This window comes from Eikenella sp. Marseille-P7795 (assembly GCF_916618725.1).
GTDB lineage: Bacteria > Pseudomonadota > Gammaproteobacteria > Burkholderiales > Neisseriaceae > Eikenella > Eikenella longinqua.
On record NZ_CAKAJZ010000001.1, the window covers coordinates 605,254 to 628,738 of the forward strand.

Genomic DNA, 23,485 nt, shown 5'->3' on the forward strand with positions numbered 1-23,485 from the left:
CAGAGATGGCTTGCCGGGTATGAATACCGGCTCCCGTTTTCAGGTAGCCTCTCACACGCCCAAGAGCGGCACGATAATCGGGGCGAGGAAGGAAGTGAGGATACCGTTGAAGATGAGGCCGAGGGTGGCGTAGGCGGCGAAGTGGCCGCTGATTTCCAAGCTGGCGGCGATGCCGATGGCGTGCGAGGCGGTACCTTGCGCGATGGAATGGGAAATGCGGTTGCGGATGTGGCTGTGGCGCAGGAGCCAGAAGCCGATAAATTGGCCGGTGAGGCCGGCCAGCAGCACGGCGGCCACGGTAACGGCGGGCACGCCGCCCAGCACATGCGTGATTTCCAGCGCAATCGGCATGGTAACGGATTTGGCGGCCAGCGCCTGCGTAACTTCGTGCCCCGCGCCCAGCCAGTGGGCAAACAGCACGCCGGTGATGATGCCCACCACGCTGCCCACCACCTGCGAGGCGGCAATCGGCAGCCATTGCGTGCGGATGCGCGGCCATTGCTGATACATCGGCACGGCCAGGCACACGATGGCCGGTTGCAGCCAGAAGCCCACCATGCGGCCGGTTTGCATGAAGGTGTCGTAGCTGATGCCGCAGAGTTTCAGGTAGCCGATCACCAAAACCGTGCTCACCATCAGCGGGTTGGCCAGCGGGCTGCCACTGCGCAGGCGGATGAGCAGGCTGAGTCGGTACACGCCGAGCATGAGCAGAATCAGTACGATGGGGTTGGCGGCGAGCTCTTTCATTGCCGTTTCCTCAGGATTTCGTGTGTTTTGGCGCTGGAGAGCAGCACCAGGATGGTGCTGGCCAGCGTGGCCAACACAATCGACCAAAAATCCAGCACCACGATGGAGAAGTAGTCCATCAGCGCCACGCAGGCGGGAATCATCAGCAGCATCATGTGCTGCATGAGGAATTCGGTGAGCGGCTTGAGCCAGGTGTCTTTCACCCAGCCGGCTTGGAGCAGGCCGAACAAAATCAGCAGGCCGGCAATGCTGGCGGGGAGCTTGAGGTGGGTGAAGTGCAAAAACACTTCGCCTGCGGCCAGGCAGGCGAAAACGATGATGAGCGCGCGTAACATGGTTACTTGCCTAGGGGAAATAGTTTGAGAAGGGGCGGGATTATACACCGATGATTGGCGGGCGAGGAGGCAGCTTAAAGTAGATAAGAGCGCCCGATGGCGCTTGGTTTGCGGTAAGGCAAAATTTTAGGACTGCATGGTGAGGCCAAATCTGGCCAAGATGAAAGGCTACCTGAAAAACGCAATCCAGTTTTCAGGTAGCCTTTATTGTTTGCACCAGCAAGCGGCCGATCAATAGCCCAAGCGCTGGCAGATGGTGGAGGAGAGGCCGGCTTGGTTTAGGGTGTAGAAATGCAGGCCGGGGGCGCCGTGGCGCAGTAGACGGGCGCACATTTCGGTTACCACATCGAGCCCAAGGGCTTTGATGGAGGCGGTGTCGTCGGCGTAGGATTGCAGCTTGAGCCGCAGCCAGCGCGGGATTTCGGCGCCGCACATATCGGCGAAGCGGGCGAGCTTGGAGAAGTTGGCAATCGGCATGATGCCGGGCACGATGGGGATGTCCACGCCGCGGCCGCGCACATCGTCGAGGAAGCGGAAGTAGGCGTCGGCGCTGAAGAAGAATTGGGTGATGGCGGAATCGGCACCGGCTTTTACTTTGCGCACGAAGCTTTGGATGTCGTCTTCGGCGCTGCGCGATTGCGGGTGGTATTCGGGATAGGCGGCCACTTCGATGTGGAACCAGTCGCCGAATTGGCGGCGCACGAGCTCGACCAGCTCGTTGGCGTGGTGCAGGCCGGTGGTGCCCAGGCCCATGCCGGAGGGGATGTCGCCGCGCAGGGCGACCATGTGGCGGATGCCCATGTTTTTGTATTCTTGCAGCAGCTCGGTGAGCTCGCCGGCATCGAGGCCCACGCAGGGGATGTGGGGGGCGGCGGCCATGCCTTCGGCGAGGATGTCGCGGATGGTTTGCATGGTGCCTTCGCGGGTGGTGCCGCCAGCACCGGAGGTGCAGGAGAAGAATTCGGGCTGGTATTGGGCGAGCTGCTTGCGGGTGATTTTCTGCTTTTCGCGGCCTTCGGGGGTACGGGTGGGGAAGAATTCGAAGCTGAGGGTGTTGTTTTGCATGGCGGTGGGATAAGGGCGGTAAAGGGCGATACGGTAGCGGGCGACGGGGGTTTAGGCAAGGGCGGCGGGCTGAAAAATCGGCATCGGGCGATGAATGGGATTCATGCAGGTTGGATGCGGGCTGGGGTGCGGAAACGGATAACTGGTTTTCTAGAAAAGAGTTTTTTGCTTGATATGCGTGTGGAGCAAGAGAAAGAGGAAACAGGCTACCTGAAAAATATTTTTCAGGTAGCCTGTTGGCTTGCTGCTTAAGAAAGCTTAGTTTTTATCTTGATCCACCAGTTTGTTTTTGGCGATCCAGGGCATCATGCCGCGCAGCTGGGCACCGACTTTTTCAATTTGATGGTCGGCGGTGAGGCGGCGGCGGGCGGTCATGCTCGGATAGTGGGTGGCGCCTTCAAGGATGAACATTTTGGCGTATTCGCCGGTTTGGATGCGTTTCAAAGCATTGCGCATGGCTTCGCGAGATTGGTCGTTAATCACTTCCACGCCAGTAACGTATTCGCCGTATTCGGCGTTGTTGGAAATGGAGTAGTTCATGTTGGCGATGCCGCCTTCGTAGATCAAATCCACGATGAGCTTCATTTCGTGCAGGCATTCGAAGTAGGCCATTTCGGGCGCGTAGCCGGCTTCCACCAGGGTTTCGAAGCCGGTTTTGATCAGCTCCACCACGCCGCCGCACAATACGGCCTGCTCTCCGAAGAGGTCGGTTTCGGTTTCTTCGCGGAAGTTGGTTTCGATCACGCCACCTTTGGTGCCGCCGTTGGCTGCGGCATAAGAGAGGGCGATGTCGCGGGCTTTGCCGCTTTTATCCTGATACACGGCAATCAGCGAGGGCACGCCGCCGCCTTTGAGAAACTCGCTGCGCACGGTGTGGCCGGGGCCTTTGGGGGCAATCATCACCACGTCTAAATCTTCGCGCGGCACGATTTGGTTGTAGTGTACGTTGAAGCCGTGGGCGAAGGCGAGCACGGCGCCCTGCTTGAGGTTCGGCTCGATTTCGGCGCGATACACGGCGGGCTGGTTTTCATCGGGCAGCAGAATCATCACCACGTCGGCTTTTTTGGTGGCTTCGGCCACAGGCAGCACTTCAAAGCCGGCGGCTTCGGCCTTTTTCCAAGAGCCGCCCTGGCGCAGGCCCACCACCACGTTCACGCCGGAATCTTTCAGGTTGGCGGCGTGGGCGTGGCCTTGCGAACCGTAGCCGATGATGGCCACGGTTTTGCCTTTGATGAGGGAGAGGTCGGCGTCTTTGTCGTAATACACTTTCATGGGGAATCCTTTTCTGTATTCGGAAATCAAATAAACGGGATACGGGAAGTCGGCAGGCCGGCCGTGCTGCGGAATAATCGGGCTTGTGGCCGTTTGGGCGGGCGGCACGGGAGCGGGTAGGTGAGGCGCTGTCGCATAGGTGGGGCATACTACCCGATTTTTGACAGATTGGCAGCTTTTTGGACAAAATTTTTAGAAATCGGCAAAAAAGTTTGCTCTGAATAGATTATTTTAGACAAATTGTCTTGTTGTTGAGGATTTGCCGCGATGAAAGGCTACCTAAAATCTACGGATGCCCCGCAAACGGCATCATCATAGGAAGCAGGCGGTGCTTTGGTTATAATGCCGGCCTGATTCTGTTTGATAAGGCCTCGCCATGAGCCAACAAGAACTCGGCCTGATTTTTCTGCCTGCCGGCGTGTTTTTTATGTGTTTTGCCGGGCTGTGGCAGCTTTATGTGATGCTCACCGAAAGCTACACGCTCAACCGCTTTAAAGATAAGCAGCTGGTGTGGGCGGTGTCGCTGCTGTTTTTCAGCTTCAGCCTCGGCGTGTATTGGCTCTGCCCGAACGCGCGCAAGAAGGGCATCGTGTTTGCCGTGCTGGCCGTGGGCGGCGCGGCGATGTATGTGCTGGCGCGGCGCTGGCTGCCGTTTGCCAAATAGGCCGGCGGTTTTTAACTGCGTTGAAGCTGGCGCTTTCAGGTAGCCTGCGGGCAAGATGTAGGCTACCTGAAAACGTTGGCTTCCACACAGTGAAACCCATTTCGGCCAAGCCGACCCTCCACCCACAGACACCCCGCCATGCTGCCCCACACCGCCAAAACCCTGCTGCTGTTCCTGCTCACCGCGCTGGCGGAAATCGTCGGCTGCTGGCTGCCCTATTTGTGGCTGCGGCAGGGCAAAAGCGCCTGGCTGCTGCTGCCTGCCGCCGCGAGCCTGTCGCTGTTTGCCTACCTGCTCACCCTGCATCCGGCCGCCAGCGGGCGGATTTATGCCGCATACGGCGGGGTGTATATCGTTACCGCGCTGTTTTGGCTGCGTTTTGCCGACGGCGTGTTGCCCAAGGCGAGCGACTGGCTGGGCGCCACCCTGTGTTTGTGTGGCGCGGCGGTGATCATGTGGGGCGGCCGCGCGTGAAACCTTGTTTCCCCAGCGAATTTCCATTTTCAGGTAGCCCAACATGAGCAAACCCCACTATCCCGTTACCCCCGCCATCCGCTTTCTGCGCGAGCACCACATCGCCTACGAGCCGCACCTCTATCCCTATATCGAGCACGGCGGCACCGCCCAGCCCGCCGAATGCCTCGGCGTGGACGAACACGCCGTGATCAAAACCATCGTGCTGGAAAACGAGCACAAACAAGGCCTCATCGTGCTGATGCACGGCGACCGCCACATCTCCACCCGCCAGCTCGCCCGCCACCTCGGCATGAAGCACATCGAGCCCGCCACGCCCGAGCAGGCCAATAAATGGACGGGCTACCTGGTGGGCGGCACCAGCCCATTCGGCTGCAAAACCGCGCTGCCGGTGTATGCCGAACGCAGCATCTGGGATTTGCCCGCGCTCTACATCAACGGCGGCAAACGCGGCTTCCTGGTGGCCGTGCCGCCCGCCGCGCTGGAGAGCTTGGGCGCGCAGGCGGTGGACGTGGCGGTGGATTAGCCGGCGCTTGGTGGGCATAGGAAAGGCTACCTGAAAAAGTTCAGGTAGCCTTTTAATTTTGAAGGTTTCAGGCAACACGTTAGCCAAGCAATTCTTTTTTCTTTTTATCAAATTCCTCTTGGGTCAGTATCCCCTGATCCAGCAGATTCTTGAATTTTAAGATCTCATCAGCGGTAGATAAATGAGAAGAAACAGGTTGGGAGTGTAAGTTAGCTAATTCTTCCTTAGCCTTATTTACTGCATTTACAAACGGAACCAGTGTCTGTTTCGTGACGCCAGTTATTCCCATACGAGAAGCACCGTCCCAGATATCAATTTCGCCTAGCAGAAGTCCTTTTTTATAGCTTATTGAATTAATTTTTTCTAATGGTATTTCTACTTGTTTTAACCCAAATATCATGCCTTTATCTAAGAAAATGACTCGCTTATTAGTAGAAACAATCAACCATGTATTTCCATCCAATAAACCTGATGTTGCATAAGTAATTATTTCATCATCATGTATGATGTTAGGAAGTTCTTTTACTTCTTTTTTTGTTCCAAAAAAGTCTATAGCACCACAGTCTGTCAGCATCTGTTGGATTTCTTCTTGGCTTCTCATGATTATCTCCACTATAGTTAATTAAGATGAGCCAAAAGCATAGCATGGCTGATATAAAAGTTAAAGCATCCTTAATATTTGCTAGATAATGTTAAGGGGAAAGATGAAAACACAAAAAGGCTACCTGAAAAATGGTTTGAAACATTTTCAGGTAGCCTTTTTGGGATGTTGCAACGGTGTGAAGGCTTAACGCGAATGCCGTGCCAGCCACTCGCGGGCTTCGGCCATATCGGCGGCGATTTGCGCTTGCAGCTCGGGCAGGCCGGGGAATTTTTGCTCGTCGCGCAGTTTGTGCAGGAAGTCGATGCACAGGCGCTGGCCGTATAGGTTTTCCGCAAAATCAAAGAGGTGCACTTCCAGCTTCTGCGTGGGCAGGTCGGACACGGTGGGGTTGAGCCCGAAGCTGGCCACGCCGGGGCGGCTGCCGAATGCGCCGTGTGCGGCCACGGCAAACACGCCGCCGAGCGGGTAGCGGTGCGGGGGCAGGTGGATATTGGCGGTGGGGCTGCCGATAGTGCGGCCGAGCTTGGCGCCGTGCTTCACGCGGCCGATGAGCGAATAGCGGTGACCGAGCAGGCTTTCGGCGTAGGCGAGGCGGCCTTCGCTCAGGGCTTGGCGCACCAGGGTGCTGCTGGCGCGCACGTCTTGCACCATCACGGAGGGGGTGCTTTCTGTTTGCATTTCGGGGCGGCGGCGCAGGAGCTCGATATCGCCTTGGCGGCCGGCGCCGAAGCGGAAGTCGTCGCCGATGAGCAGGTAGCGGGTGTTCAGCTGGCCGAACAGCAGGTTTTGGATAAAATCGGGCGCGGGCATGGCGGAGAGCTCGGCGTTGAAACGCAGCACCCACACGGCGTCGAGGCAGCCGGTATCGCGCAGCAGGCGCAGTTTTTCGCGAAGGGGGCTGAGGCGGAAGGGCTGTTCCACGCCGCGCCGCCGGCTGAAAAATTCCTGCGGCTGCGGCTCGAACACGATGGCCACGGCGGCCAGGCCGCGCGCATCGGCTTCTTGGCGCAGGCGTTCGAGGATGTGGCGGTGGCCGAGGTGGACGCCGTCGAAGTTGCCGATGGTTACGGCGCTGCCGCGCGGGTGCGGCAGAAACGCGGTGTTGCCGAAGCGGATGTTCATGGGATGTGGCGGGGAAACGAAAAGGGCGTATTGTAGCGGGAAGGACGGCGGAAAGCATCCGCTGTGGCGGGAAAGATTGAGGCTACCTGAAAATAAATTCAGGTAGCCTTTGGTTTGATGCGCGGGGATTAGCGGCGCACGTGGCGGCGCACGCAGGTTTCGGTGGAGGCGCGCATGCGGCGTTCAAACACGGGGTCGTTGCCGGTGCGGTCGTATTGCTCGAGCGTGCGTTTCCATTGGGCGGCGGGGTATTGCTTGGCGGTTTCGTCGAAGGTGCAGCCGCACAGGGTGGTGGCCATCGAGCGGTTTAGGGTGCTGCCGCCGGAAGTGGCAGACTGCACGCAGGAGGACACGAATTCGCTGCGCATCTGCTGCACGGTTTTGGCGGAAGCGGCAGGGGCAAGCACGGCGGCCAGCAGGGCGGCGGCAAACAGAGTTTTCTTCATGGGGTTTCCTTTTTGGGTTGCGGGATGAAACGAAAGAGACCACATTTTGCCGATACTTAGGGGGAATGTCTATCGGTTTTTAGTACAAATATCGGGCATGAATGCCCAAGCTGCAGCGGCATGAAAAGGCTACCTGAAAAATATCCTGCCCTTTTGGCGGCTTATTTTTCAGGTAGCCTTTTGCGCGGCAGGTATTGCCCATCCATCTATGGCGGCTCACATTTCCAGCGGGTCGATGTCCACCGACCATCTGGCGGCGGCAAACTGCCGTGCCAGCGCGGCGAGTGCCTGCTGCCAGAGGGACACTTGGCGGTGCAGGGCTTTGCGGCTGGGGCTTTCGAGGAACACCTGCGCGCGTTCGCGGCCGGCGAGCCGGGCCAGCAGCATGGGCACGGGGCCGAGGCAGAGCACTTCGGCCGCTTCGCTTTCCCCGTTTTGGCGAAACTCACTGCGTTCGTTTTCAGGTAGCCCTTGCTGAGCCACCCACTCGGCGGCCAGGCGCAAGAGTTCCAACGCATCGGCCATATTGGCGGCGTCGGCGCGGACGGCGGCGGTGTGGGCGAAGGGCGGCATATCGAAACTTTCTCTCTCGGCCAGTTCGGCTTCAGCGAAGGCGGGGTAGTCTTGCCGCAGGAGGGATTGGTACACGCGGTGCTCGGGCAGGCGGGTTTGGATAAACACGCGGCCGGGCAGCTCGGCGCGTCCGGCACGCCCGGCCACCTGCATCAGCTCGGCAAACAGGCGCTCGGGGGCGCGGAAGTCGGCGCTATAAAGGCTGCCGTCGGCGTTGAGCACCAGCACCAGGTTCAGGCGGGCGAAATCGTGGCCTTTGGCCAGCATCTGCGTGCCCACCAAAATGTCCACGCCGTTTTCGGCAATGCGCTGGTAGAGCCGCTGCCAGTCGCCTTTGCGCGCCACGCTGTCTCTGTCCACACGCTCGATTTTGGCTTCGGGCAGCTGCGCGCGCAGGGCTTCTTCCACCCGTTGCGTGCCGATGCCCACGGCGGTGAGGTCTTGGTTGCCGCAGCTGGGGCATTTTTTCGGAATGGGCACGGCCAGGCCGCAGTGGTGGCAGCGCAGCTGGCGGGCGCGCTGGTGCAGCACCAGCTTGGCCGAGCAGTGCGGGCAGCCGAAGGTGTGGCCGCAGTCGCCGCAAAACAGGGTGGGGGCGAAGCCGCGCCGGTTGAGGTACACCATGCTCATGCCGCCTGCGGCGTGGTTTTGCCGCAAGAGCTTGAAGGCGGCGGGGCAGAAGCCTTGATCCAGCGGCTCGCGGCGGATGTCGATGAGGCAGATTTCGGGCAGGCGGGCGGCGGCACGGGCGCGCTGCGGCAGGCTGAGCAGGCGGTAGGCACCGCTTTTCGCTTTGTGCCAGCTTTCCAGAGAGGGCGTGGCGCTGCCCAGCATAATCGGGCAGCCGGCCTGCCGCGCGCGCCACACGGCCAAATCGCGGGCGTGGTAGCGCAGCTCGCTGTCTTGCTTAAACGAAGCGTCGTGCTCTTCGTCCACCACAATCAGCCCCAAATCCGGCAGCGGCGTGAACACCGCCAGCCGCGTGCCCACCACCAGGCGGACTTGCCCGCACATGGCTTTCAGGTAGCCTTGGGTGCGCTCGCCGGCGGCGGTTTGGCTGTGCAGCACGGCGGTGGGCACCTCGGCAAAACGCTGTTGCAATCGGGCGATGAGCTGCGGCGTGAGGCTGATTTCCGGCAGCAGGAACAGCACTTGCCTGCCAGCAGAGAGCGCGGCGGCCATGGCTTCGAAATAGGTTTCGGTTTTGCCGCTGCCGGTGATGCCATGCAGCAGGAAGGGGGCGAAGCCCTGCGCCTGCGCCACCGCATCGGCGGCGGCCTGCTGCCCGGGGTTGAGCGGCACGGGCGAAGGCGGAATCGGCAGGCGGGCGGGGGCAACGGGCGTTTCGGCGGCGAGCCAGCCCTGCGCCTGCCAGGCGGCCAGTTGCACGGCGGCTTGCGGCGCAATGGCGCGGGCGGCGCTCCGGCTCAAGGGCGCGGCCAGCAAGGCCTGCCACAGCGCGGCCTGGCGGCGGTGGCGCGGCGGCGGCGTGGGCTGCTGCCGCCCCAATTCAGTGAGCGCAAACCACGGCTCGGGCGGCGGCAGCGGGCAGGGCTTGGCTTCGCGCAGGCCGGCCGGCAGCGCGGTGAAGGCGGTTTGGCCGATGGAGTGGTGATAATAGCGGGCGGTGAATTCGATGAGCTCGCGCCAGGCGGCGGGCAGCGGCGGCTCGTTTGCAAACACCTGCGCCAGCGGCAAGATTTTGGCGGGATCGATTTCCGGCGCTGCGCACGCGCCCCACGCGATGCCGGCCACGGTTTTGCCGCGAAAGGGCACGGCCACGCGCGTACCGGGCGCGGGAATGCGGTCGGCGCGGTAGGTGAGCAGCTTGTCGAGCGGCACGTTGAGGGCAACTTGGCAGTAGGGCACGGCAATGGGAGGCGGGGAGGGAGACGGCGGGTATTGTACCTGAAACGGCGGCGGCAGATTTCAGCCAGCCTCTTGGGTCGGCAGCCGAGCGGGCGTATCATGCAGGCGAAGCCTAGGCTACCTGAAAAATGTGCAACGCTTTTGGCTGCGCCCAAACATTTTTCAGGTAGCCTTCAACCCCACAGCAGCAAGGAAAGCGCCATGCCCGCCACACTCGAAACCATCCAAGCCGACATCACCACGCTGGCGGTGGACGCCATCGTAAACGCCGCCAACTCCTCGCTGCTCGGCGGCGGCGGGGTGGACGGGGCGATACACCGTGCCGCCGGGCCGCAGCTTTTGGCCGAGTGCCGCACGCTGGGCGGCTGCCTGCCGGGCGAAGCCAAAATCACCCGGGGCTACCGCCTGCCCGCGCGATGGGTGGTGCACACCGTCGGCTCGGTGTGGCGCGGCGGGCGGCACGGAGAAGCGGCGCTGCTGGCCGCGGCCTATGCCCGCTCGCTCCGGCTGGCCGCCGCGCACGGCGCCAAGAGCATCGCCTTCCCCTGCATCAGCACCGGCGTGTACGGCTATCCCGCAGACGAGGCGGCGGAAATCGCCGTGCAGGCCGTGCGCGACACGCTGGCGCAATGCCCGCAGGTGGCGCGCGTGGTGTTTTGCTGCTTTTCGGCGCAGGATGCGGCGCGCTATCGGCGGCTGTTGGCGGCTGTTGGCGGCTACCTGAAAAATGTTTGGGCGCAGCCAAAAGCGTTGCGCATTTTTCAGGTAGCCCTTTGCTTGGCCGCAGGCCGGATTCTGGAATCCGCCATGCCCAATGGTTTAAAATCACTATAGCGAATCAAATTGGCTTTCGATACCAGGCAGCGAGCCGCAGACAGTACAGAGGAGTACGGCAAGGCGAGCTAACGCCGTAGCGAAAGTTAAGTTGGTTCGCTATAAGCCATTCCCCACCCGCAAAAGGAGTTCTGCCATGACCCAACCGCAAAGCGCCCTGTCGCACGTTTCCCTCGGCACCAATCAATTCGAGCGGGCCGCCGCCTTTTATGATGCCGCGCTCGCCCCGCTGGGCATCCGCCGCGTGCTGGATTTGAGCGAACACCGCGCCATCGCCTATGGCCGCGCCTTCCCCGAATTCTGGATTCAGGCGCCGCACGACGGGCAGCCCGCGCAAACCGCCAACGGCGTGCACATCGCCTTTTTGGCGGAAAACAATGCGCAGGTGGACGCCTTCTACGCCGCCGCCCTCGCCCACGGCGCCCAGCCCGACGGCGCGCCCGGCAAACGCCCGCACTACGGAGAAGCCTACTACGGCTGCTTTGTGCGCGATTTAGACGGGCACAAAATCGAAGCGATGGCTTGGAACGAGTAGATTTGCTGGAAATTTGCTGGAAAAGAGAGGCTACCTGAAAAGTTCAGGTAGCCTTTTGTTTGGCTGGGGCGGGCAAGGCTGCCTGAAAGCGTAAGCTTCAACGCAGTCAAAACGCCGTGCAGCGGAGTTTCTGCGAAGCTAAAAAGTATCGGCAGGCCGGAGGGAAGCAGTAAGCCGCGGGCTTGTGTTGGGAACGGATGGGAAGGTTGAAGGGCAACCTGCTGGTTTGCCTGACGGCGGCGCTAGGGCTGGATAAAGCGCCATTCGCCGGGTTGCAGGCCTTGGCAATCCCAATCGCCGAAGCGCAGGCGGTGCAGGGCTTCCACTCGGTTGCCGGCGGCGGCCACCATGCGTTTGACTTGGTGGTATTTGCCTTCGGTGAGGGTGAGCAGCAGGCTGTGCGGGCTTTCGAGCTCGGCTGCGGCGGCGGCCACGGTTTCGTTATCGTCGTGCAGCAGCACGCCTTGGCGCAGGGTGGCGCACAGTTCTTCGCCGGCGGGATGTTTGAGGGTGGCGCGGTAGAGCTTGGCCACGTGTTGTTTGGGCGAGGTTTGGCGGTGGTTGAAGGCGCCGTCGTTGGTGAGGAGCAGTACGCCGGTGGTGTCGGCGTCGAGGCGGCCGACGGCTTGGGGCCCGGTGGCGCGGAGGTGATCGGGCAGCAGGGAGAAGATGCTGGGGTAGTCGCGCGGTTTGTGGGAGGTTTCGTAGCCGGCGGGCTTGTGCAGCAGGATGTAATAATACGGCAGGGGGATGACGGCGAGCGCTTCGCCGTCGATGGCGAGGCTGTGCACTTGGGTGGGCTCGATTTCGGCGGCGGGGTGTTCGGCGGGAGCGCCGTTGATGGCGATGCGGCCTTGTTCGATAAGCTGGCGGCATTGTTTGCGGCTGCCGATGCCTTGGGCTTGGAGGTATTTGGTGAGCTGCATGGTTGGGCGGGGGATGAGTGTGGGATTCGGGATGATAGCACAGGGTTTCAGGTAGCCTTTGGGGCTACCTGAAAAATGGGGATTGGGGTTGCTGCTTGCTTGGCTTCAAGGCGCAGTTTCCATACCACATAGCGGACGGAGCGGATGACTACCCAGCCCCAGATAACGAAAAGCGGGGGTGCCCAGAAGTCTTTAGGCAAGCCGGCAAGTGGAGTTTTCTGAATTTGGTAGATGGCTGTTATGCCAAAAAGTGAGGCGATTAAGGAAAAGATGTCTTGGATGCCGTAGGGCATATATTTGGTTTTATTATCTTCTTCCGGAAACAACATTGCTGGAATGAAAAGTTTGAACAAGAGAAGCAGTGTGGTGATAAGAGCAGCGGTCGGAGCAATTAGGAATATCCATACCATAGCATCGTTGTGGTTTGATGCTTCTACGGATAATGCGGCAAGGATGTGCCAAGTAAAGATGAAATTAGCGACGACAGCAGCAATAGAGACGATGGTTACGGCAACGATTGCCAAGCCATAACCAAAAGACTGAAGGTCAGAATAAGAACCGGATTGCTTCATTTTTCGCTCCCCGAAAATCAAAGGCTACCTGAAAAATAGTTTTCAGGTAGCCTTCATCTTACTGCGCCCTTAGAAAATCTGCCACACGAAGAAAATCAGCGTGTGCAGGATAAACAGCGGCACGAGGATACCGAACGACCACATCATGTAGCCGAAGAAGCCGGGCATGGGCACTTTGCGCTGTTCGGCGATAGCCTTCACCATGAAGTTTGGCGCGTTGCCGATGTAGCTGAGTGCGCCCATAAACACCGAGCCCATGGAGATGGCCAAAAGCGAGTGGAACAGGTGGCCGGTCATCAGCGCCTGCGCGTCGCCGCCGGCCATGTTGAAGAACACGAGGTAGGTGGGCGCGTTGTCCAAAAAGGCGGAGAGCATGCCGGTCATCCAGAAATACATGGTGTTGATCGGGTTGCCCGCAGCGTCGTGCACCAGCGCAATCAGCGGGGCGAAGGGGCCGCTCTCGCCGGCTTGCAGCATGGCGAGCACGGGGGCGATGGTGATGAAAATGCCGAGGAAGAGCTTACCCACTTCGGCAATCGGCCCCCAGTTGAATTCGTTGCCGGCGCGCACCTGCTTGGGCGTGATCAGCAGCGAGGTGATGCCCAGCGCCACCAAAATCACGTCGCGGGCGAGGTTTTGCAGGGCGTAGTGCGTGCCGAGGATTTCCAAGCCGGGGTGTTCGGGCTTCCAAATGCCGGACATCATCACGGCTGCCACCACGCCGCCCAAGAGCAGGAAGTTCCATTTGCCCATGAGCTTGATTTTTTCCGGCGGGCTGTCGGGGCTCGGGTCTTTGGCAAGGATTTCGTCGGTCTGGGCGAAGTAGTGGCGGTCGAGGAAGTAGAACACGGTGAGCAGCACGGCGGCGCTAATCAGCACCGGCGGCAGCATGTGCTCCACCGTCCACATGAAATCCACGCCTTTCAAAAAGCCGAGGAAGAGGGGCGGGTCACCCAGCGGGGTGAGGCCGCCGCCGATATTGGCCACCAGGAAGATGAAAAACACCACCACATGCACGCGGTGCTTGCGGTTGTCGTTGGCTTTCAGGATGGGGCGGATCATCAGCATGGCGGCGCCGGTGGTGCCCATCACGGAGGCCAGCAGCGTGCCGATGGCGAGCAGGGCGGTGTTCAGGCACGGGCTGCCGTGCAGGTTGCCCCACACCAGGATGCCGCCGGAAATGGTGTAGAGCGCCCACAGCAGCAGGATAAACGGAATGTATTCGGCCACCAGGGCGTGCACGAGCACGTGCAGGCTGGTGGAGAAGCCATATACCAGGGTGAAGGGGATGAGGAAGGCGAGCGTCCAGCCGGCGGTGATTTTGCCGAAGTGGTGGTGCCAGATGTGGGCGAAAAACAGGGGGCCGGTGGCGATGGAGAGCAGAATCAGCACGAAGGGGATGCCCCAGGGCAGGCTCAGCTCGGCGCCGTTGAGCTCGGCGGCCAGCGCGGGCAGCGGCAGGGCGAGCAGCAGCGGGAAGAGGGCGTGACGGATACGCATCGGGTTTCCTTTTGATGGCAGTTGGAGGCGGCAAGGGCCGGCAAATAGCAAGCCGGATTTCTTGTAGCAATCCGGCCGGGTGAGGGGATTGTAAATGAAAGTGGGCGGTGTGTCAGTATGAAATCGGCGTTGGGGCTACCTGAAAACATCGCTCGGGCAGGGGCCGCAGATTTTCAGGTAGCCTCTGCCTGGTCGGAGCCGCCTGAACCCGCCCGGCCGCTGTGCTACAATCCCGCCCTTGAATCAAACCGCAAAACCACCCGCCATGACCAAGAAAAAACCGAAAACCTTCGAAGAAGCCGTGAGCCGGCTGGAAGCCATCAACCAAGCCATGCAGGCCAGCGACATGCCGCTGGAAGACGCGCTGGCCGCCTATCAGGAAGGCAGCGAGCTGGTGCGCTTCTGCCAGGCGCGTTTGGCCGAAGTGGAACAAAAACTGCAAGTGCTCGACGCCGGGCAGGAGCGCGAACTGGTGCTGGAACAAGATGAGTGAGCTGAAACAATGGCAGCAGCGCGCCCGCGCCCAAACTGAGCTGGTGCTGGAGCGCGTGCTGCCCGCCGCAAGCAGCCTGCCCGAAGGCCTGCATGAAGCCATGCGCTACGCCGTACTCGGCGGCGGCAAACGCCTGCGCCCGCTTTTGGTGCTGGCCGCCGCCGAATTGGGCGAATCAGACCAAGCCGCCGCCGAAGCCGCGCTGGCCGCCGTGGAGCTGGTGCATGCCTATTCGCTGGTGCACGACGACATGCCCGCCATGGACAACGACAGCCTGCGCCGCGGCAAGCCCACCTGCCACGTGCAATACGGCGAAGCCGCCGCCCTGCTGGTGGGCGACGCGCTGCAAACCCTGGCCTTTGATGTGCTCAGCCGCCCCGGCGCATTGCCCGCCGCGCGCCAGCTCGAAATGGTGCACACCTTGGCGCGCGCCTCCGGCAGCCTCGGCATGGCCGGCGGGCAGGCGATTGATTTGCAATCCGTGGGGCGGCAGATCGGGCAGGCCGAATTGGAAACCATGCACCGCCTGAAAACCGGCGCCCTCATCCGCGCCGCCGTGGCACTGGGCGGCTTGAGCTGCCCCGATTTGGATGAAGACGCGCTGGCCAAACTGGACAGCTACGCCGCCAAGCTCGGCCTCGCCTTCCAAGTGATCGACGACGTGCTCGACTGCGAAGCCGACACCGCCACGCTGGGCAAAACCGCCGGCAAAGACCAAGAAGCCGACAAACCCACCTATGTGCGGCTGATGGGCCTGGCCGCCGCCCGCGCCTATGCCGAACGGCTGGTGGCCGAAGCGCAGCAGGCCTTAGCCGGCTTCGGCGAGCGGGCCGAACGGCTGCGGCAGCTCGCGGCCTATGTTACCGCGCGGGGCAACTGATGCCCTGCGGCAAACGATAAAGAGGCTACCTGAAAACTGCGGTTTGGTTTTTCAGGTAGCCTTTTTTGATGCGATCGTATCGTAAAAATTTTTCGTAACTTAAGCAGCTTATAGTTTTGAGATTTCTAGCAGCTTGCTAAATTTCAGGTAGCCTCAAGCGGCCGCCTGCCTAACCGGATAACACGCTTATGAGTTGGTCGAACATTTTCCTCACCGCCCACTTTTTGCTCACGCTGGCCATTGCCCTGCGCGTGATTTATTCGCGCCGTTCGAGCGGCGCGGCGTTGGCCTGGCTCACGCTCCTGTTTGCCTTCCCCTTCGTGGGCGTGGGCGCCTACCTGCTCATCGGCGAATCCAAGCTGGGGCGGGCGCGGGTGGCGCGGCAGGTCGAGCTGCAAGCCTTCCATGACGAGTTTGCCGACCGCTTCCTGCCGCCCGAAGCCGCGCCGGTGCCCGATATGCGCTTCCGCCAGCTCGCGCGTTTCGTGCGCGGCAAGTCGGGCTTCGCGCCCACCGGCGGCAACAGCGCACGCCTGTTGGCCGACACCGATTCGATTTTGCAGGCCTTCACTGCGGATATTGAAGCGGCGCAGCATTGCTGCCTGCTGGAGTTTTACATTGTGGAAGGCAGCGGGCGGGTGGAGGCCGTGCTGGAGGCGCTGATGCGCGCGGCCGATCGCGGCGTGCGCTGCCAGCTGCTGGCTGATTCGCTGGGCAGCCAGGGTTTTTGGCTGTCGGATTGGCCGGACAGGTTGCGCGAGGCAGGCGTGGAAGTCACTCCCGCGCTGCCGTTCGGCTTAATCAGCTCGCTGTGGGTGCGCGCCGATTTGCGCAACCACCGCAAAATCCTGGTGGTGGACTACCGCATCGCCTACACCGGCAGCTACAACCTGGTGGACCCCAAATTGTTTAAGCAGGGCGCGGGCGTGGGCGAATGGGTGGACGCGGTGCTGCGCTGCGAAGGCGTGGCGGCGCAGGAATTGGCGGCGGTATTCTACGGCGATTGGGCGGTGGAAAACGCGCACAACCTCAACGCCACGCTGGAATACCTGAGCGGCTATCTCGACGGCGTGCCCGAACGCGGCGCCGACAGCGGGCGCGAAACGCTGCAAGTGGTGCCCTCGCACCCCGGCGGCGACACGGCGCTGGTGTACGACGTGCTGCTCAATGCGCTGAACGTGGCGCAGGAGCGGGTGGTGATCAGCACGCCCTATTTTGTGCCCGACGAAGCCCTGCTCAACACACTCACCATGACCGCGCAGCGCGGCGTGGAAGTGGTGCTGATTTTGCCGCGGCGCAACGATTCGCGCCTGGTGCGCTATGCCAGCAGCGCGTATTACCAGCCGCTCTTGGATGCGGGGGTGAAGCTGAAAATGTATGGCGGCGGCCTGCTGCACACCAAGGCGGTGGTGGTGGACGGGCGCTTTGCGCTGTTTGGCACGGTAAACATGGATATGCGCAGCTTTTATCTCAATTTGGAAGTGAGCCTGGCGCTGTATTCGCCCGAAAGCGTGGCCGCTGTGGCCGCGCTGCTGGAAGGCTACCTGAAAAACTGCGAAGAGGTGGAGCTGAAGAAATGGCAGCAGCGCCCGAGGATACGCCGCTTCGCCGAACGCTGCGTGCGGCTGGCCAGCCCGCTGCTATAGCGGCAAACTGTTGAATAAAGGCTACCTGAAAAGCGGAAATCACTTTTCAGGTAGCCTTAATCTTTGCTTCCTTAATTTTGCAAGCAGGCTGTCTGAAAGCATGGGCTGCAATGCGGTAAAAATGAGTTTGACGTAGCAAGAATGGTTTTCAGGTAGCCTTCCCGTGCGGCGGGAGGCTACCTGAAAAATTTGACGGTTCGGCGCGGGGCAAGCGTTCAGCCGGCCTGGCCGAGCAGGCGGGCGATTTCGGCTACGATGGCGTCGGCGGTGTCGCGCTTGCTCATTTCCGGCAGCGCGGTTTCGCCCGAGCCGCTGATGAGCGTGACCTGATTGCTGGCGCTGCCCATGGCGTCGGCCACCGAGTTGGCCACAATCAGCGGCACGCCTTTGCGCAGGCGTTTGGCGCGGGCGTGCTCCAGCACATGGTGGCTTTCGGCGGCAAAACCTACGCAGAAAGGCGCATCGGGTAGGTGCGCCACGGCGGCGAGGATGTCGGGGTTTTCGGCCAGCTCGATTGTCGGCGGTGTGCCGCTGCCGTCTTTTTTCAGCTTCTCGGCGCTGCGGTTGGCCACGCGGTAGTCGGCCACGGCGGCTACGCCGATGAAGATGTCGCAGGCGCACGCTTCTCGCATCACGGCGTCGTGCATGGCTTGCGCGCTGTGAGCATGATGCACGGCCACCCCGGCGGGCGGGGCTACCTGAAGCTGCCCTGCCACCAGCACCACTTCCGCCCCGGCGGCGCGGCAGGCCTGCGCCAGCGCCACGCCCATGCGGCCGCTGGAAAGGTTGGTGATGCCGCGCACGGGATCGATGGCTTCGAAGGTGGCGCCGGCGGTGAGCAGCACGCGTTTGCCGGCAAGCAGCTTGGGCGTCCACAAATCGGGCAGCAGCTCGGCCAGCTCGGTGGCTTCGAGCATGCGGCCTTGGCCGGTTTCGCCGCAGGCCTGGCTGCCGCTGGCGGGGCCGAACACGGTAATGCCGTCGGCCTGGAGCTGGGCGATGTTGCGCAGGTTGGCGGGGTTGCGCCACATTTCCGCGTTCATGGCAGGCGCCACGGCCAGCGGGCAGGCGCGGGCGGCGGCGAGGGTGGTGAGCAGGTTGTCGGCCAGGCCGTGGGCGATTTTGGCCAGGGTGTTGGCGCTGGCGGGGGCAATGAGGAAAACGTCGGCCTCGCGGCTGAGGTTGATGTGCGCCATGCCGTTGCCGGCAGCGGCGGAATGGTCGGTCCACATGCTCTGCCCGCTTAGGGCTTGGAAGGTTTGCGGGGCGACGAATTCGGCGGCGGCGCGGCTCATGGCCACGCTCACGCTGTGCCCCTGCTTGCGCAGCAGGCGCACCAGTTCGCAGGATTTGTAGGCGGCAATGCCGCCGCTGATGCCGAGCAGGATGTGTTTGGGCGGTTTGGACATGGTGTGGAGTTCTTGCTTGAGCGAGGGAAACGGGCGGTATGGTAACACAGGGAAGGGGTGGTTTTGGCTGCGCAGGAATTCGGGCTTTTCAGGTAGCCTTACGGGGTGGGGCAGGCTACCTGAAAATATAAAGCTTGATGGGAACGATGTGGCAAGGGGCAGTAATGCTGCTGCAAGTTGAGTCAATCTGCTATGCCTTTTCAGGTAGCCTCAAGGAGGTGCGGGCGTCAATATGATTGAAATTAGAGTAATGTATACAAAGAGATGACGTGTTGCTGCGTTGTATCTTTTCCCCATCATTTCCAGTTTTTCTTTACAGAAGTCCGCAAGCGTGCCGTATGGTTATGTTAAGCTGCATTGTTTTTCGATTTTGCGGAACGGCATTTGAAGCCTGGTTTTAAATGCGCCGGAGATTTGTTTCTCACTTCAAGGGATTAATCTAATGAACAAAATTTATAACATCGTTTATTCTGAAGAACAAAGCACTTGGGTGGTTTGCTCGGAACTGGAACGCGCCAGCCGGAAGAAATCTTCCGGCCCCTCGGCTGCCAAACTGCTGGCTTTTGTTGCCGTGGTGGGCATCGGCGTATCCGCCCTGCCGGCGACGGCTTCTACTTGCGGCAACGGCAGTACCGTGGCCAGCGGCGGCAGCTGCGATATGGGGATATATACAGTTTCCACCAACGATGATAACAGGGGACAGGTGCTGGTTACCGGCGGCGATACGGTTACATTAACCGCTGCCTCCCTGAACAATCAATTGACTACTAACAGTCCATCCACTATTTCAAAAGCAGCGAAGGATATTTTTAGCGATCCAGGGATAGCAAATGATTTGGCACGCGAACGGATTATTTCCAACCAACAAGGTACAACAGTTACGGTAATAGACCCAGCTAGCGGCAGTCATCAGACGGTCAATGTTTATAACAATATCCAAGGGCAAACGGTTGGCGATACAACCATTTCTGTTCCGACCGGAAATGATGCTTATGTCAATATGCGTTTGGGTACAGCCAATGGTAATGGCAGCATGCTGATTGCCAACTTGGGTGACAGCACGCAAGCGCCCTCAAAAAATGTCAATACTCCGCCAAGTCAGCTTCCTGCAAAACAAACCCGTATGGTTCAGGCAGAAAATGGTGGTGCCGTAGCATGGGTTTCTAAAAATCGTATTAATTTTGAAGGAATGCTCATTGGGGAAACAAGTACCTCCCGTACGTTCTGGGTGCTGGCTCCTAAAACGGTAAATTTGCTGGGAACCAGCTATAACATCAATAGCATTGCTGATTTGCAGGCTTTTAATGAGGCTTTAAAAGCGGCTGTCGGCCAACCGGGATTTGCCAATGATGGGGAAACACAACAAGCAGCCTACAACCGTCGGTATAACGAGGCAACTACTACGGAAAAGGTTATTCTCACTAAAAATAATACGGGAACCAACCACCCGGATTCTTTAAAACCAACACCTGAACGGTGGATTATGGCTGCTACGGGAACAGGCTCGACTGCTACCTTAAAAAATGGTGCCATCTTAGAGCATCGTGTAAGTTTTGGTTCAGGAAATTTCGAATCAAATGGAGGAGGGATGCTGGCTGAGAATGGTGGTAAAGCGGTGGTGGAGGAAGGTGCTTCATTATCAGGGCACTTTAATAGTGTTATGGTACGTGGGGCAGGCAGTGTTGCAGAAAATTATGGTGTTATATCAGGAGGTTATTATGCAGGTGAGGAATATGATACCCGTGGCAGCACGCCTGGTGGAAATGCATATTATTCTGAAGCAGATACCGTTATTGCCAAGGACTCAGGAAAATTTGAGAACTCTGGCATTATTAATGTGGCAGGATACACTTTTCCTAATTATACCCATCCTAATTATGGCATTATCGTTAAGGATCATGCTGTTATTGCTAATAAAACTGGAGGGGTTATTAATGTTGGTGTCAATAATGCGCCAAGTAGTAGTGTAGATGGGGTATATGTTGGCACTAATGGCACATTCATCGGAGAAAAGGGTAGTGAAATTTATATCGGGCGAACCGCACAGTACAGTAAAACTGCTACTACTACGTTGATTGCCAACACCTCGGCAGAAACAGGCATCAATGTGATTGGAAATGCTGCCCAAGTCAACCACAACGGCATCATTACCATCGGCAAGGAAACCCAAGGTGCAACTGCTGTTAGGGTGAGCAACGGCAACGCCTCGACCACGGTAAATTTGGGTGCGGACAGCGTGATCAACGTGTCAGGTAACGCTACAGTAGCCAGTGGTCAGCCGAAACAGAACGTTGGCATCCAGGCGCAAAACTCCGATGCGGCCAAAATCACCAATGCCGGCGCAATTAACGTAACCGGCACCAATGCCGTGGGCGAAAATGTGGTGGCCGAAGCGGGGCGCACAGCCAAAATCACCAACACCGCCAGCAGCAAAATCACGGTGGAAGAAGCTTCTGCCAACCAAGTTACCCGCAACTACGGCATTTATGCCGATGGTCGCGGCACAGGTAAAGCCGAAGTGGTGACCGACGGCACGCTGACGCTGAAAGGCGACAACGTAATTGGTGCGCACGCACGCGGCAATTCGGTCATGGCCGTGAATGCGGGTACGCAAACCGTGTTCGACAACTCTGCCGGCGCAAAAAACCAGATTGCCTACCATGTGAACGGCGGCTCTGCTTCGGCCACTGTGGCAGCCTTAACCAATAGCACCGACATCACCACCGAAAACTCCACCCTGTTCCGTGCGGATGAAGGCGGCTCGATTAATGCTGCCAGCCTGAACGTTACCGCTTCCGGCAAAGACGCCGTTATTTTGGCCAGCAACGGCCGGGATACCGCTGCCAGCAAAACCTCCAATATCACGGTAAACAACGGCACCTTCAATCTGACCGGTAACGGCTCAACCGTCGCCTTGGTGTCCGGCGGTGCGGAAAGCAGCCTGTCAGGCACGGCCACCGTAGCCGACAGCGCCACCGGCGTCACCATCGGTAAAGCCGACGGCAGAAGCTACGGTTTGAACAACCAATTGGTGGCCGGCAGCAGCCCCGTGAACACCACCAAATTGCTTTCCGCCCTGAACACCACCACCGGCGCGGCCGGCACAACCGGCTACACCGCGCAGAACGGTGCCACCGTAGAATTTTCAGGTAGCCTCAACCTGAACGGTGCCGGCAGCACCGGCGTGCAAACGCTCAACGGCGGCAAAGCCGTGCTGAACAACGCCACCGTGAAAGTGAATGGCAACGCCCTGCAAGCCAATGGCGGCAGCAACTCCATCAATATCAACGGCGGCACCGTAACCGGCAGCACCAACGTGTTCAACTCCGTATCCGGCACCAACTCGCTGACGGTAACCAACGGCGCAACCCTGAACGGCGCGATGTCGCTGGCGGCAGGCACGTCTGCCGTGGAGCTCGACAACGGCACCACCTGGAACAACACCGGCAACTCCACCGTAACCAACTTGGATAACGCCGGCACGGTTGCCTTCGTTGCCCCCGCCACTGCCGCAGCAGGCAACTACAAAACCATCACGGTAAACGGCAACTACGCCGGCAATAATGGCCAATTGGTGGTGAACACCCTGTGGAACAGTGCCAGCGACCAGGATTCCGACCACCTGATCATCAAAGGCACGGCCACCGGCACCACCACCGTCAGCACACCCAACGGCATCATCGGCAACATTGCCCGCAGCCGGGCCCAGCAGTTCTCGTCTGATGTGGTTACGGTTGAACAGCCGCAGCCCAACGCACCCGCCCAGCAAGAAGGCCAGCCCGACGACAATGCCATCTTCACCGGCACCGCTAATACTACTAATGCCGGCCAAGCCCAGTTGGTGTTGAAGAGCACTGCCGGCGGCAAAAACGTGTATGCCTGGACGCTGTTTGCCGACCCTAACGCCCCCAACCCCTCGGCATACATCTATGCCCCCGCCGTGGCCGGCTATGTGCTGATGCCGCAGGTAAACCAGGAAATCGGCCACCACACCCTCGGCACCCTGCATGAGCGTCGCGGCGAGAACCAAACCCTCGCTTGGGACGACTGCGGCCGCTGCGGCGAGCAGGCCAAAGGCCAAACCTGGACCCGCATCCTGGGCAGCCGCCTGGAGAGCGACGGCAAAGAGCGCCTCAACTTCGAAACCAAAATGGGCGGTTTCCAAATCGGCCACGACTTCGCCGTTAGCCGCAACGACAAAGGCGGCCACCGCCTCACTGGCGGCTACCTGGCCTACAGCCGTGCCGACACCGACTTCTACGACCGCTACCGCGCCGTCAACGGTGTGCTGAGCGCCGACCACTACAGCGGCAAAGGCACCACCGACGCCGTCAGCCTCGGCCTGAGCAACACCAACTATGCCGCCAACGGCAGCTATCTTGACTTGGTGGGCCAGCTGAGCTGGTTGCGCAACAAATACCAAGGCCGCGACAGCGCCAGCGTGAAACAAAACGGCTGGGCAGCCGCCCTTTCTGCCGAAGTCGGCCGCCCCTTCGCCCTCGGTAGCCGTGCCGAAAACCAAGGCGGCTGGCTAATCGAACCGCAGGCGCAGCTGGTGTACCAATACGTTGGCCTGAAAGACTTCAACGACGGCATCCGCCAAGTGAGCCAGGATAAACAGCACAGCCTACGCGGCCGCCTCGGCGCACGCCTTGCCTACAACGGCCCCAGCAGAAACCTGCGCACCAACACCTTCTACGCCGTGGCCAACGTGTGGCACGACTTCATCAACCCGCACGGCGTGGACATCGGTGAAGACAACGTGCGCGAAAAACGCAACGCCACCTGGGGCGAAGTCGGCATCGGCGGCCAGCTGCCCGTGTCCAACAACGCCTACCTGTACGGCGACGCCCGCTACCAGCACAACTTCGGCAGCGCCAGCCGCCAAGGCTACCGCGGCAGCGTCGGCTTCAAGTACACCTGGAAATAACCGTTCAACCCATCAAAAGGCTACCTGAAAAACCGCATGGCAGTTTTCAGGTAGCTTCAAAAG

The 23,485-nt window shown here is 60.0% G+C and carries 20 protein-coding genes and 2 pseudogenes; 10 read left to right on the forward strand and 12 right to left on the reverse strand.

Annotated features, from left to right (window positions below; all coding sequences use genetic code 11):
- Window positions 1-51: 51 nt before the first annotated feature.
- From LG371_RS03070 to ilvC, 4 genes are all read right to left on the reverse strand, one after another.
- Window positions 52-747 (reverse strand): LrgB family protein, encoded by a 696-nt coding sequence (locus LG371_RS03070; RefSeq protein WP_067591997.1) that lies wholly within the window; start codon window positions 745-747, stop codon window positions 52-54.
- A complete protein-coding gene (locus tag LG371_RS03075) occupies window positions 744-1,082 on the reverse strand; it encodes a CidA/LrgA family protein (protein ID WP_067591994.1) in 339 nt (112 codons plus the stop codon). Before LG371_RS03075 ends, LG371_RS03070 begins: the two co-directional genes overlap by 4 nt.
- A gap of 231 nt (window positions 1,083-1,313) precedes the next feature.
- Window positions 1,314-2,147: a methylenetetrahydrofolate reductase [NAD(P)H] gene (metF, locus tag LG371_RS03080; protein WP_067591992.1), complete on the reverse strand. Its 834-nt coding sequence runs from the start codon at window positions 2,145-2,147 to the stop codon at window positions 1,314-1,316.
- A gap of 258 nt (window positions 2,148-2,405) precedes the next feature.
- Window positions 2,406-3,419 (reverse strand): ketol-acid reductoisomerase, encoded by a 1,014-nt coding sequence (gene ilvC / locus LG371_RS03085; protein ID WP_225747709.1) that lies wholly within the window; start codon window positions 3,417-3,419, stop codon window positions 2,406-2,408.
- Window positions 3,420-3,795: 376 nt separating this feature from the next.
- On the opposite strand from ilvC, the gene LG371_RS03090 reads away from it, so the two are divergent.
- The 3 genes from LG371_RS03090 (at window position 3,796) to LG371_RS03100 (ending at window position 5,083) form a co-directional block, all read left to right on the forward strand.
- On the forward strand, window positions 3,796-4,083 hold the full coding sequence (locus LG371_RS03090; RefSeq protein WP_067591985.1) for a hypothetical protein: 288 nt from the start codon (window positions 3,796-3,798) through the stop codon (window positions 4,081-4,083).
- A gap of 138 nt (window positions 4,084-4,221) precedes the next feature.
- On the forward strand, window positions 4,222-4,557 hold the full coding sequence (locus LG371_RS03095) for a YnfA family protein (protein WP_067591982.1): 336 nt from the start codon (window positions 4,222-4,224) through the stop codon (window positions 4,555-4,557).
- 43 nt (window positions 4,558-4,600) lie between these two features.
- Entirely contained in the window at window positions 4,601-5,083 is a 483-nt protein-coding gene (locus tag LG371_RS03100; RefSeq protein ID WP_067591979.1) for an aminoacyl-tRNA deacylase, read from the forward strand.
- A 79-nt stretch (window positions 5,084-5,162) separates the two neighbouring features.
- On the opposite strand, the gene LG371_RS03105 is transcribed toward LG371_RS03100, so the two are convergent.
- From LG371_RS03105 to LG371_RS03120, 4 genes are all read right to left on the reverse strand, one after another.
- Entirely contained in the window at window positions 5,163-5,684 is a 522-nt protein-coding gene (locus LG371_RS03105; RefSeq protein WP_067591976.1) for a PH domain-containing protein, read from the reverse strand.
- A 186-nt stretch (window positions 5,685-5,870) separates the two neighbouring features.
- Window positions 5,871-6,809: a bifunctional riboflavin kinase/FAD synthetase gene (gene ribF, locus LG371_RS03110; RefSeq protein ID WP_225747710.1), complete on the reverse strand. Its 939-nt coding sequence runs from the start codon at window positions 6,807-6,809 to the stop codon at window positions 5,871-5,873.
- Window positions 6,810-6,937: 128 nt separating this feature from the next.
- Window positions 6,938-7,255 (reverse strand): hypothetical protein, encoded by a 318-nt coding sequence (locus LG371_RS03115; RefSeq protein WP_067591970.1) that lies wholly within the window; start codon window positions 7,253-7,255, stop codon window positions 6,938-6,940.
- Between the two features lie 216 nt (window positions 7,256-7,471).
- Entirely contained in the window at window positions 7,472-9,697 is a 2,226-nt protein-coding gene (locus tag LG371_RS03120) for a primosomal protein N' (protein ID WP_225747711.1), read from the reverse strand.
- A 201-nt stretch (window positions 9,698-9,898) separates the two neighbouring features.
- Here LG371_RS03120 and LG371_RS03125 point away from each other — a divergent pair.
- A pseudogene (locus LG371_RS03125) lies at window positions 9,899-10,408 on the forward strand (O-acetyl-ADP-ribose deacetylase); the annotation flags it as partial.
- A 259-nt stretch (window positions 10,409-10,667) separates the two neighbouring features.
- Entirely contained in the window at window positions 10,668-11,066 is a 399-nt protein-coding gene (locus tag LG371_RS03130; RefSeq protein ID WP_067591960.1) for a VOC family protein, read from the forward strand.
- 242 nt (window positions 11,067-11,308) lie between these two features.
- Here the strand turns inward: LG371_RS03130 and LG371_RS03135 are convergent, their stop codons facing one another.
- The 3 genes from LG371_RS03135 to LG371_RS03145 form a co-directional block, all read right to left on the reverse strand.
- Entirely contained in the window at window positions 11,309-11,992 is a 684-nt protein-coding gene (locus LG371_RS03135; RefSeq protein WP_067591957.1) for a pseudouridine synthase, read from the reverse strand.
- Window positions 11,993-12,039: 47 nt separating this feature from the next.
- Window positions 12,040-12,564: a hypothetical protein gene (locus tag LG371_RS03140; protein ID WP_225747712.1), complete on the reverse strand. Its 525-nt coding sequence runs from the start codon at window positions 12,562-12,564 to the stop codon at window positions 12,040-12,042.
- Between the two features lie 69 nt (window positions 12,565-12,633).
- The gene (locus tag LG371_RS03145; RefSeq protein WP_225747713.1) at window positions 12,634-14,064 is read right to left on the reverse strand and encodes a sodium:proton antiporter; all 1,431 of its coding nucleotides are present in this window, start codon (window positions 14,062-14,064) and stop codon (window positions 12,634-12,636) included.
- A 265-nt stretch (window positions 14,065-14,329) separates the two neighbouring features.
- On the opposite strand from LG371_RS03145, the gene LG371_RS03150 reads away from it, so the two are divergent.
- The 3 genes from LG371_RS03150 to cls all read left to right on the forward strand — a co-directional run bounded on the left by LG371_RS03150 (window position 14,330) and on the right by cls (window position 17,083).
- Window positions 14,330-14,557, forward strand: coding sequence for an exodeoxyribonuclease VII small subunit (locus tag LG371_RS03150; RefSeq protein ID WP_067591951.1), 228 nt, complete (start codon window positions 14,330-14,332; stop codon window positions 14,555-14,557).
- Entirely contained in the window at window positions 14,550-15,437 is an 888-nt protein-coding gene (locus LG371_RS03155; protein ID WP_225747715.1) for a polyprenyl synthetase family protein, read from the forward strand. The genes LG371_RS03150 and LG371_RS03155 overlap by 8 nt, the downstream gene beginning before the upstream one ends.
- Before the next feature lie 188 nt (window positions 15,438-15,625).
- A complete protein-coding gene (cls, locus tag LG371_RS03160; protein WP_067591945.1) occupies window positions 15,626-17,083 on the forward strand; it encodes a cardiolipin synthase in 1,458 nt (485 codons plus the stop codon).
- Window positions 17,084-17,298: 215 nt separating this feature from the next.
- Here cls and coaBC read toward each other — a convergent pair whose 3' ends face one another.
- Entirely contained in the window at window positions 17,299-18,492 is a 1,194-nt protein-coding gene (gene coaBC / locus LG371_RS03165; protein ID WP_225747748.1) for a bifunctional phosphopantothenoylcysteine decarboxylase/phosphopantothenate--cysteine ligase CoaBC, read from the reverse strand.
- Window positions 18,493-18,934: 442 nt separating this feature from the next.
- Between coaBC and LG371_RS12225 the strand changes: the two are divergent.
- Together LG371_RS12225 and LG371_RS03175 are read left to right on the forward strand one after the other, a co-directional pair.
- A pseudogene (locus LG371_RS12225) lies at window positions 18,935-18,994 on the forward strand (ESPR-type extended signal peptide-containing protein); the annotation flags it as partial.
- A 1,605-nt stretch (window positions 18,995-20,599) separates the two neighbouring features.
- Complete coding sequence (locus tag LG371_RS03175) at window positions 20,600-23,422, forward strand: autotransporter outer membrane beta-barrel domain-containing protein (RefSeq protein ID WP_225747749.1); 2,823 nt, start codon at window positions 20,600-20,602, stop codon at window positions 23,420-23,422.
- Window positions 23,423-23,485 lie beyond the last annotated feature (63 nt).

What these genes read in the sequence shown, in the direction of transcription:
- LG371_RS03100 (WP_067591979.1), top strand. Translation starts at nt 4,601, where the DNA reads ATGAGCAAACCCCACTATCCCGTTACCCCCGCCATCCGCTTTCTGCGC.
- LG371_RS03070 (WP_067591997.1), bottom strand. Translation starts at nt 747, where the DNA reads ATGAAAGAGCTCGCCGCCAACCCCATCGTACTGATTCTGCTCATGCTC.
- coaBC (WP_225747748.1), bottom strand. Translation starts at nt 18,492, where the DNA reads ATGTCCAAACCGCCCAAACACATCCTGCTCGGCATCAGCGGCGGCATT.
- metF (WP_067591992.1), bottom strand. Translation starts at nt 2,147, where the DNA reads ATGCAAAACAACACCCTCAGCTTCGAATTCTTCCCCACCCGTACCCCC.
- LG371_RS03095 (WP_067591982.1), top strand. Translation starts at nt 4,222, where the DNA reads ATGCTGCCCCACACCGCCAAAACCCTGCTGCTGTTCCTGCTCACCGCG.
- LG371_RS03135 (WP_067591957.1), bottom strand. Translation starts at nt 11,992, where the DNA reads ATGCAGCTCACCAAATACCTCCAAGCCCAAGGCATCGGCAGCCGCAAA.
- LG371_RS03140 (WP_225747712.1), bottom strand. Translation starts at nt 12,564, where the DNA reads ATGAAGCAATCCGGTTCTTATTCTGACCTTCAGTCTTTTGGTTATGGC.
- cls (WP_067591945.1), top strand. Translation starts at nt 15,626, where the DNA reads ATGAGTTGGTCGAACATTTTCCTCACCGCCCACTTTTTGCTCACGCTG.
- LG371_RS03150 (WP_067591951.1), top strand. Translation starts at nt 14,330, where the DNA reads ATGACCAAGAAAAAACCGAAAACCTTCGAAGAAGCCGTGAGCCGGCTG.
- ribF (WP_225747710.1), bottom strand. Translation starts at nt 6,809, where the DNA reads ATGAACATCCGCTTCGGCAACACCGCGTTTCTGCCGCACCCGCGCGGC.
- LG371_RS03105 (WP_067591976.1), bottom strand. Translation starts at nt 5,684, where the DNA reads ATGAGAAGCCAAGAAGAAATCCAACAGATGCTGACAGACTGTGGTGCT.
- LG371_RS03115 (WP_067591970.1), bottom strand. Translation starts at nt 7,255, where the DNA reads ATGAAGAAAACTCTGTTTGCCGCCGCCCTGCTGGCCGCCGTGCTTGCC.
- ilvC (WP_225747709.1), bottom strand. Translation starts at nt 3,419, where the DNA reads ATGAAAGTGTATTACGACAAAGACGCCGACCTCTCCCTCATCAAAGGC.
- LG371_RS03090 (WP_067591985.1), top strand. Translation starts at nt 3,796, where the DNA reads ATGAGCCAACAAGAACTCGGCCTGATTTTTCTGCCTGCCGGCGTGTTT.
- LG371_RS03075 (WP_067591994.1), bottom strand. Translation starts at nt 1,082, where the DNA reads ATGTTACGCGCGCTCATCATCGTTTTCGCCTGCCTGGCCGCAGGCGAA.
- LG371_RS03155 (WP_225747715.1), top strand. Translation starts at nt 14,550, where the DNA reads ATGAGTGAGCTGAAACAATGGCAGCAGCGCGCCCGCGCCCAAACTGAG.
- LG371_RS03145 (WP_225747713.1), bottom strand. Translation starts at nt 14,064, where the DNA reads ATGCGTATCCGTCACGCCCTCTTCCCGCTGCTGCTCGCCCTGCCGCTG.
- LG371_RS03130 (WP_067591960.1), top strand. Translation starts at nt 10,668, where the DNA reads ATGACCCAACCGCAAAGCGCCCTGTCGCACGTTTCCCTCGGCACCAAT.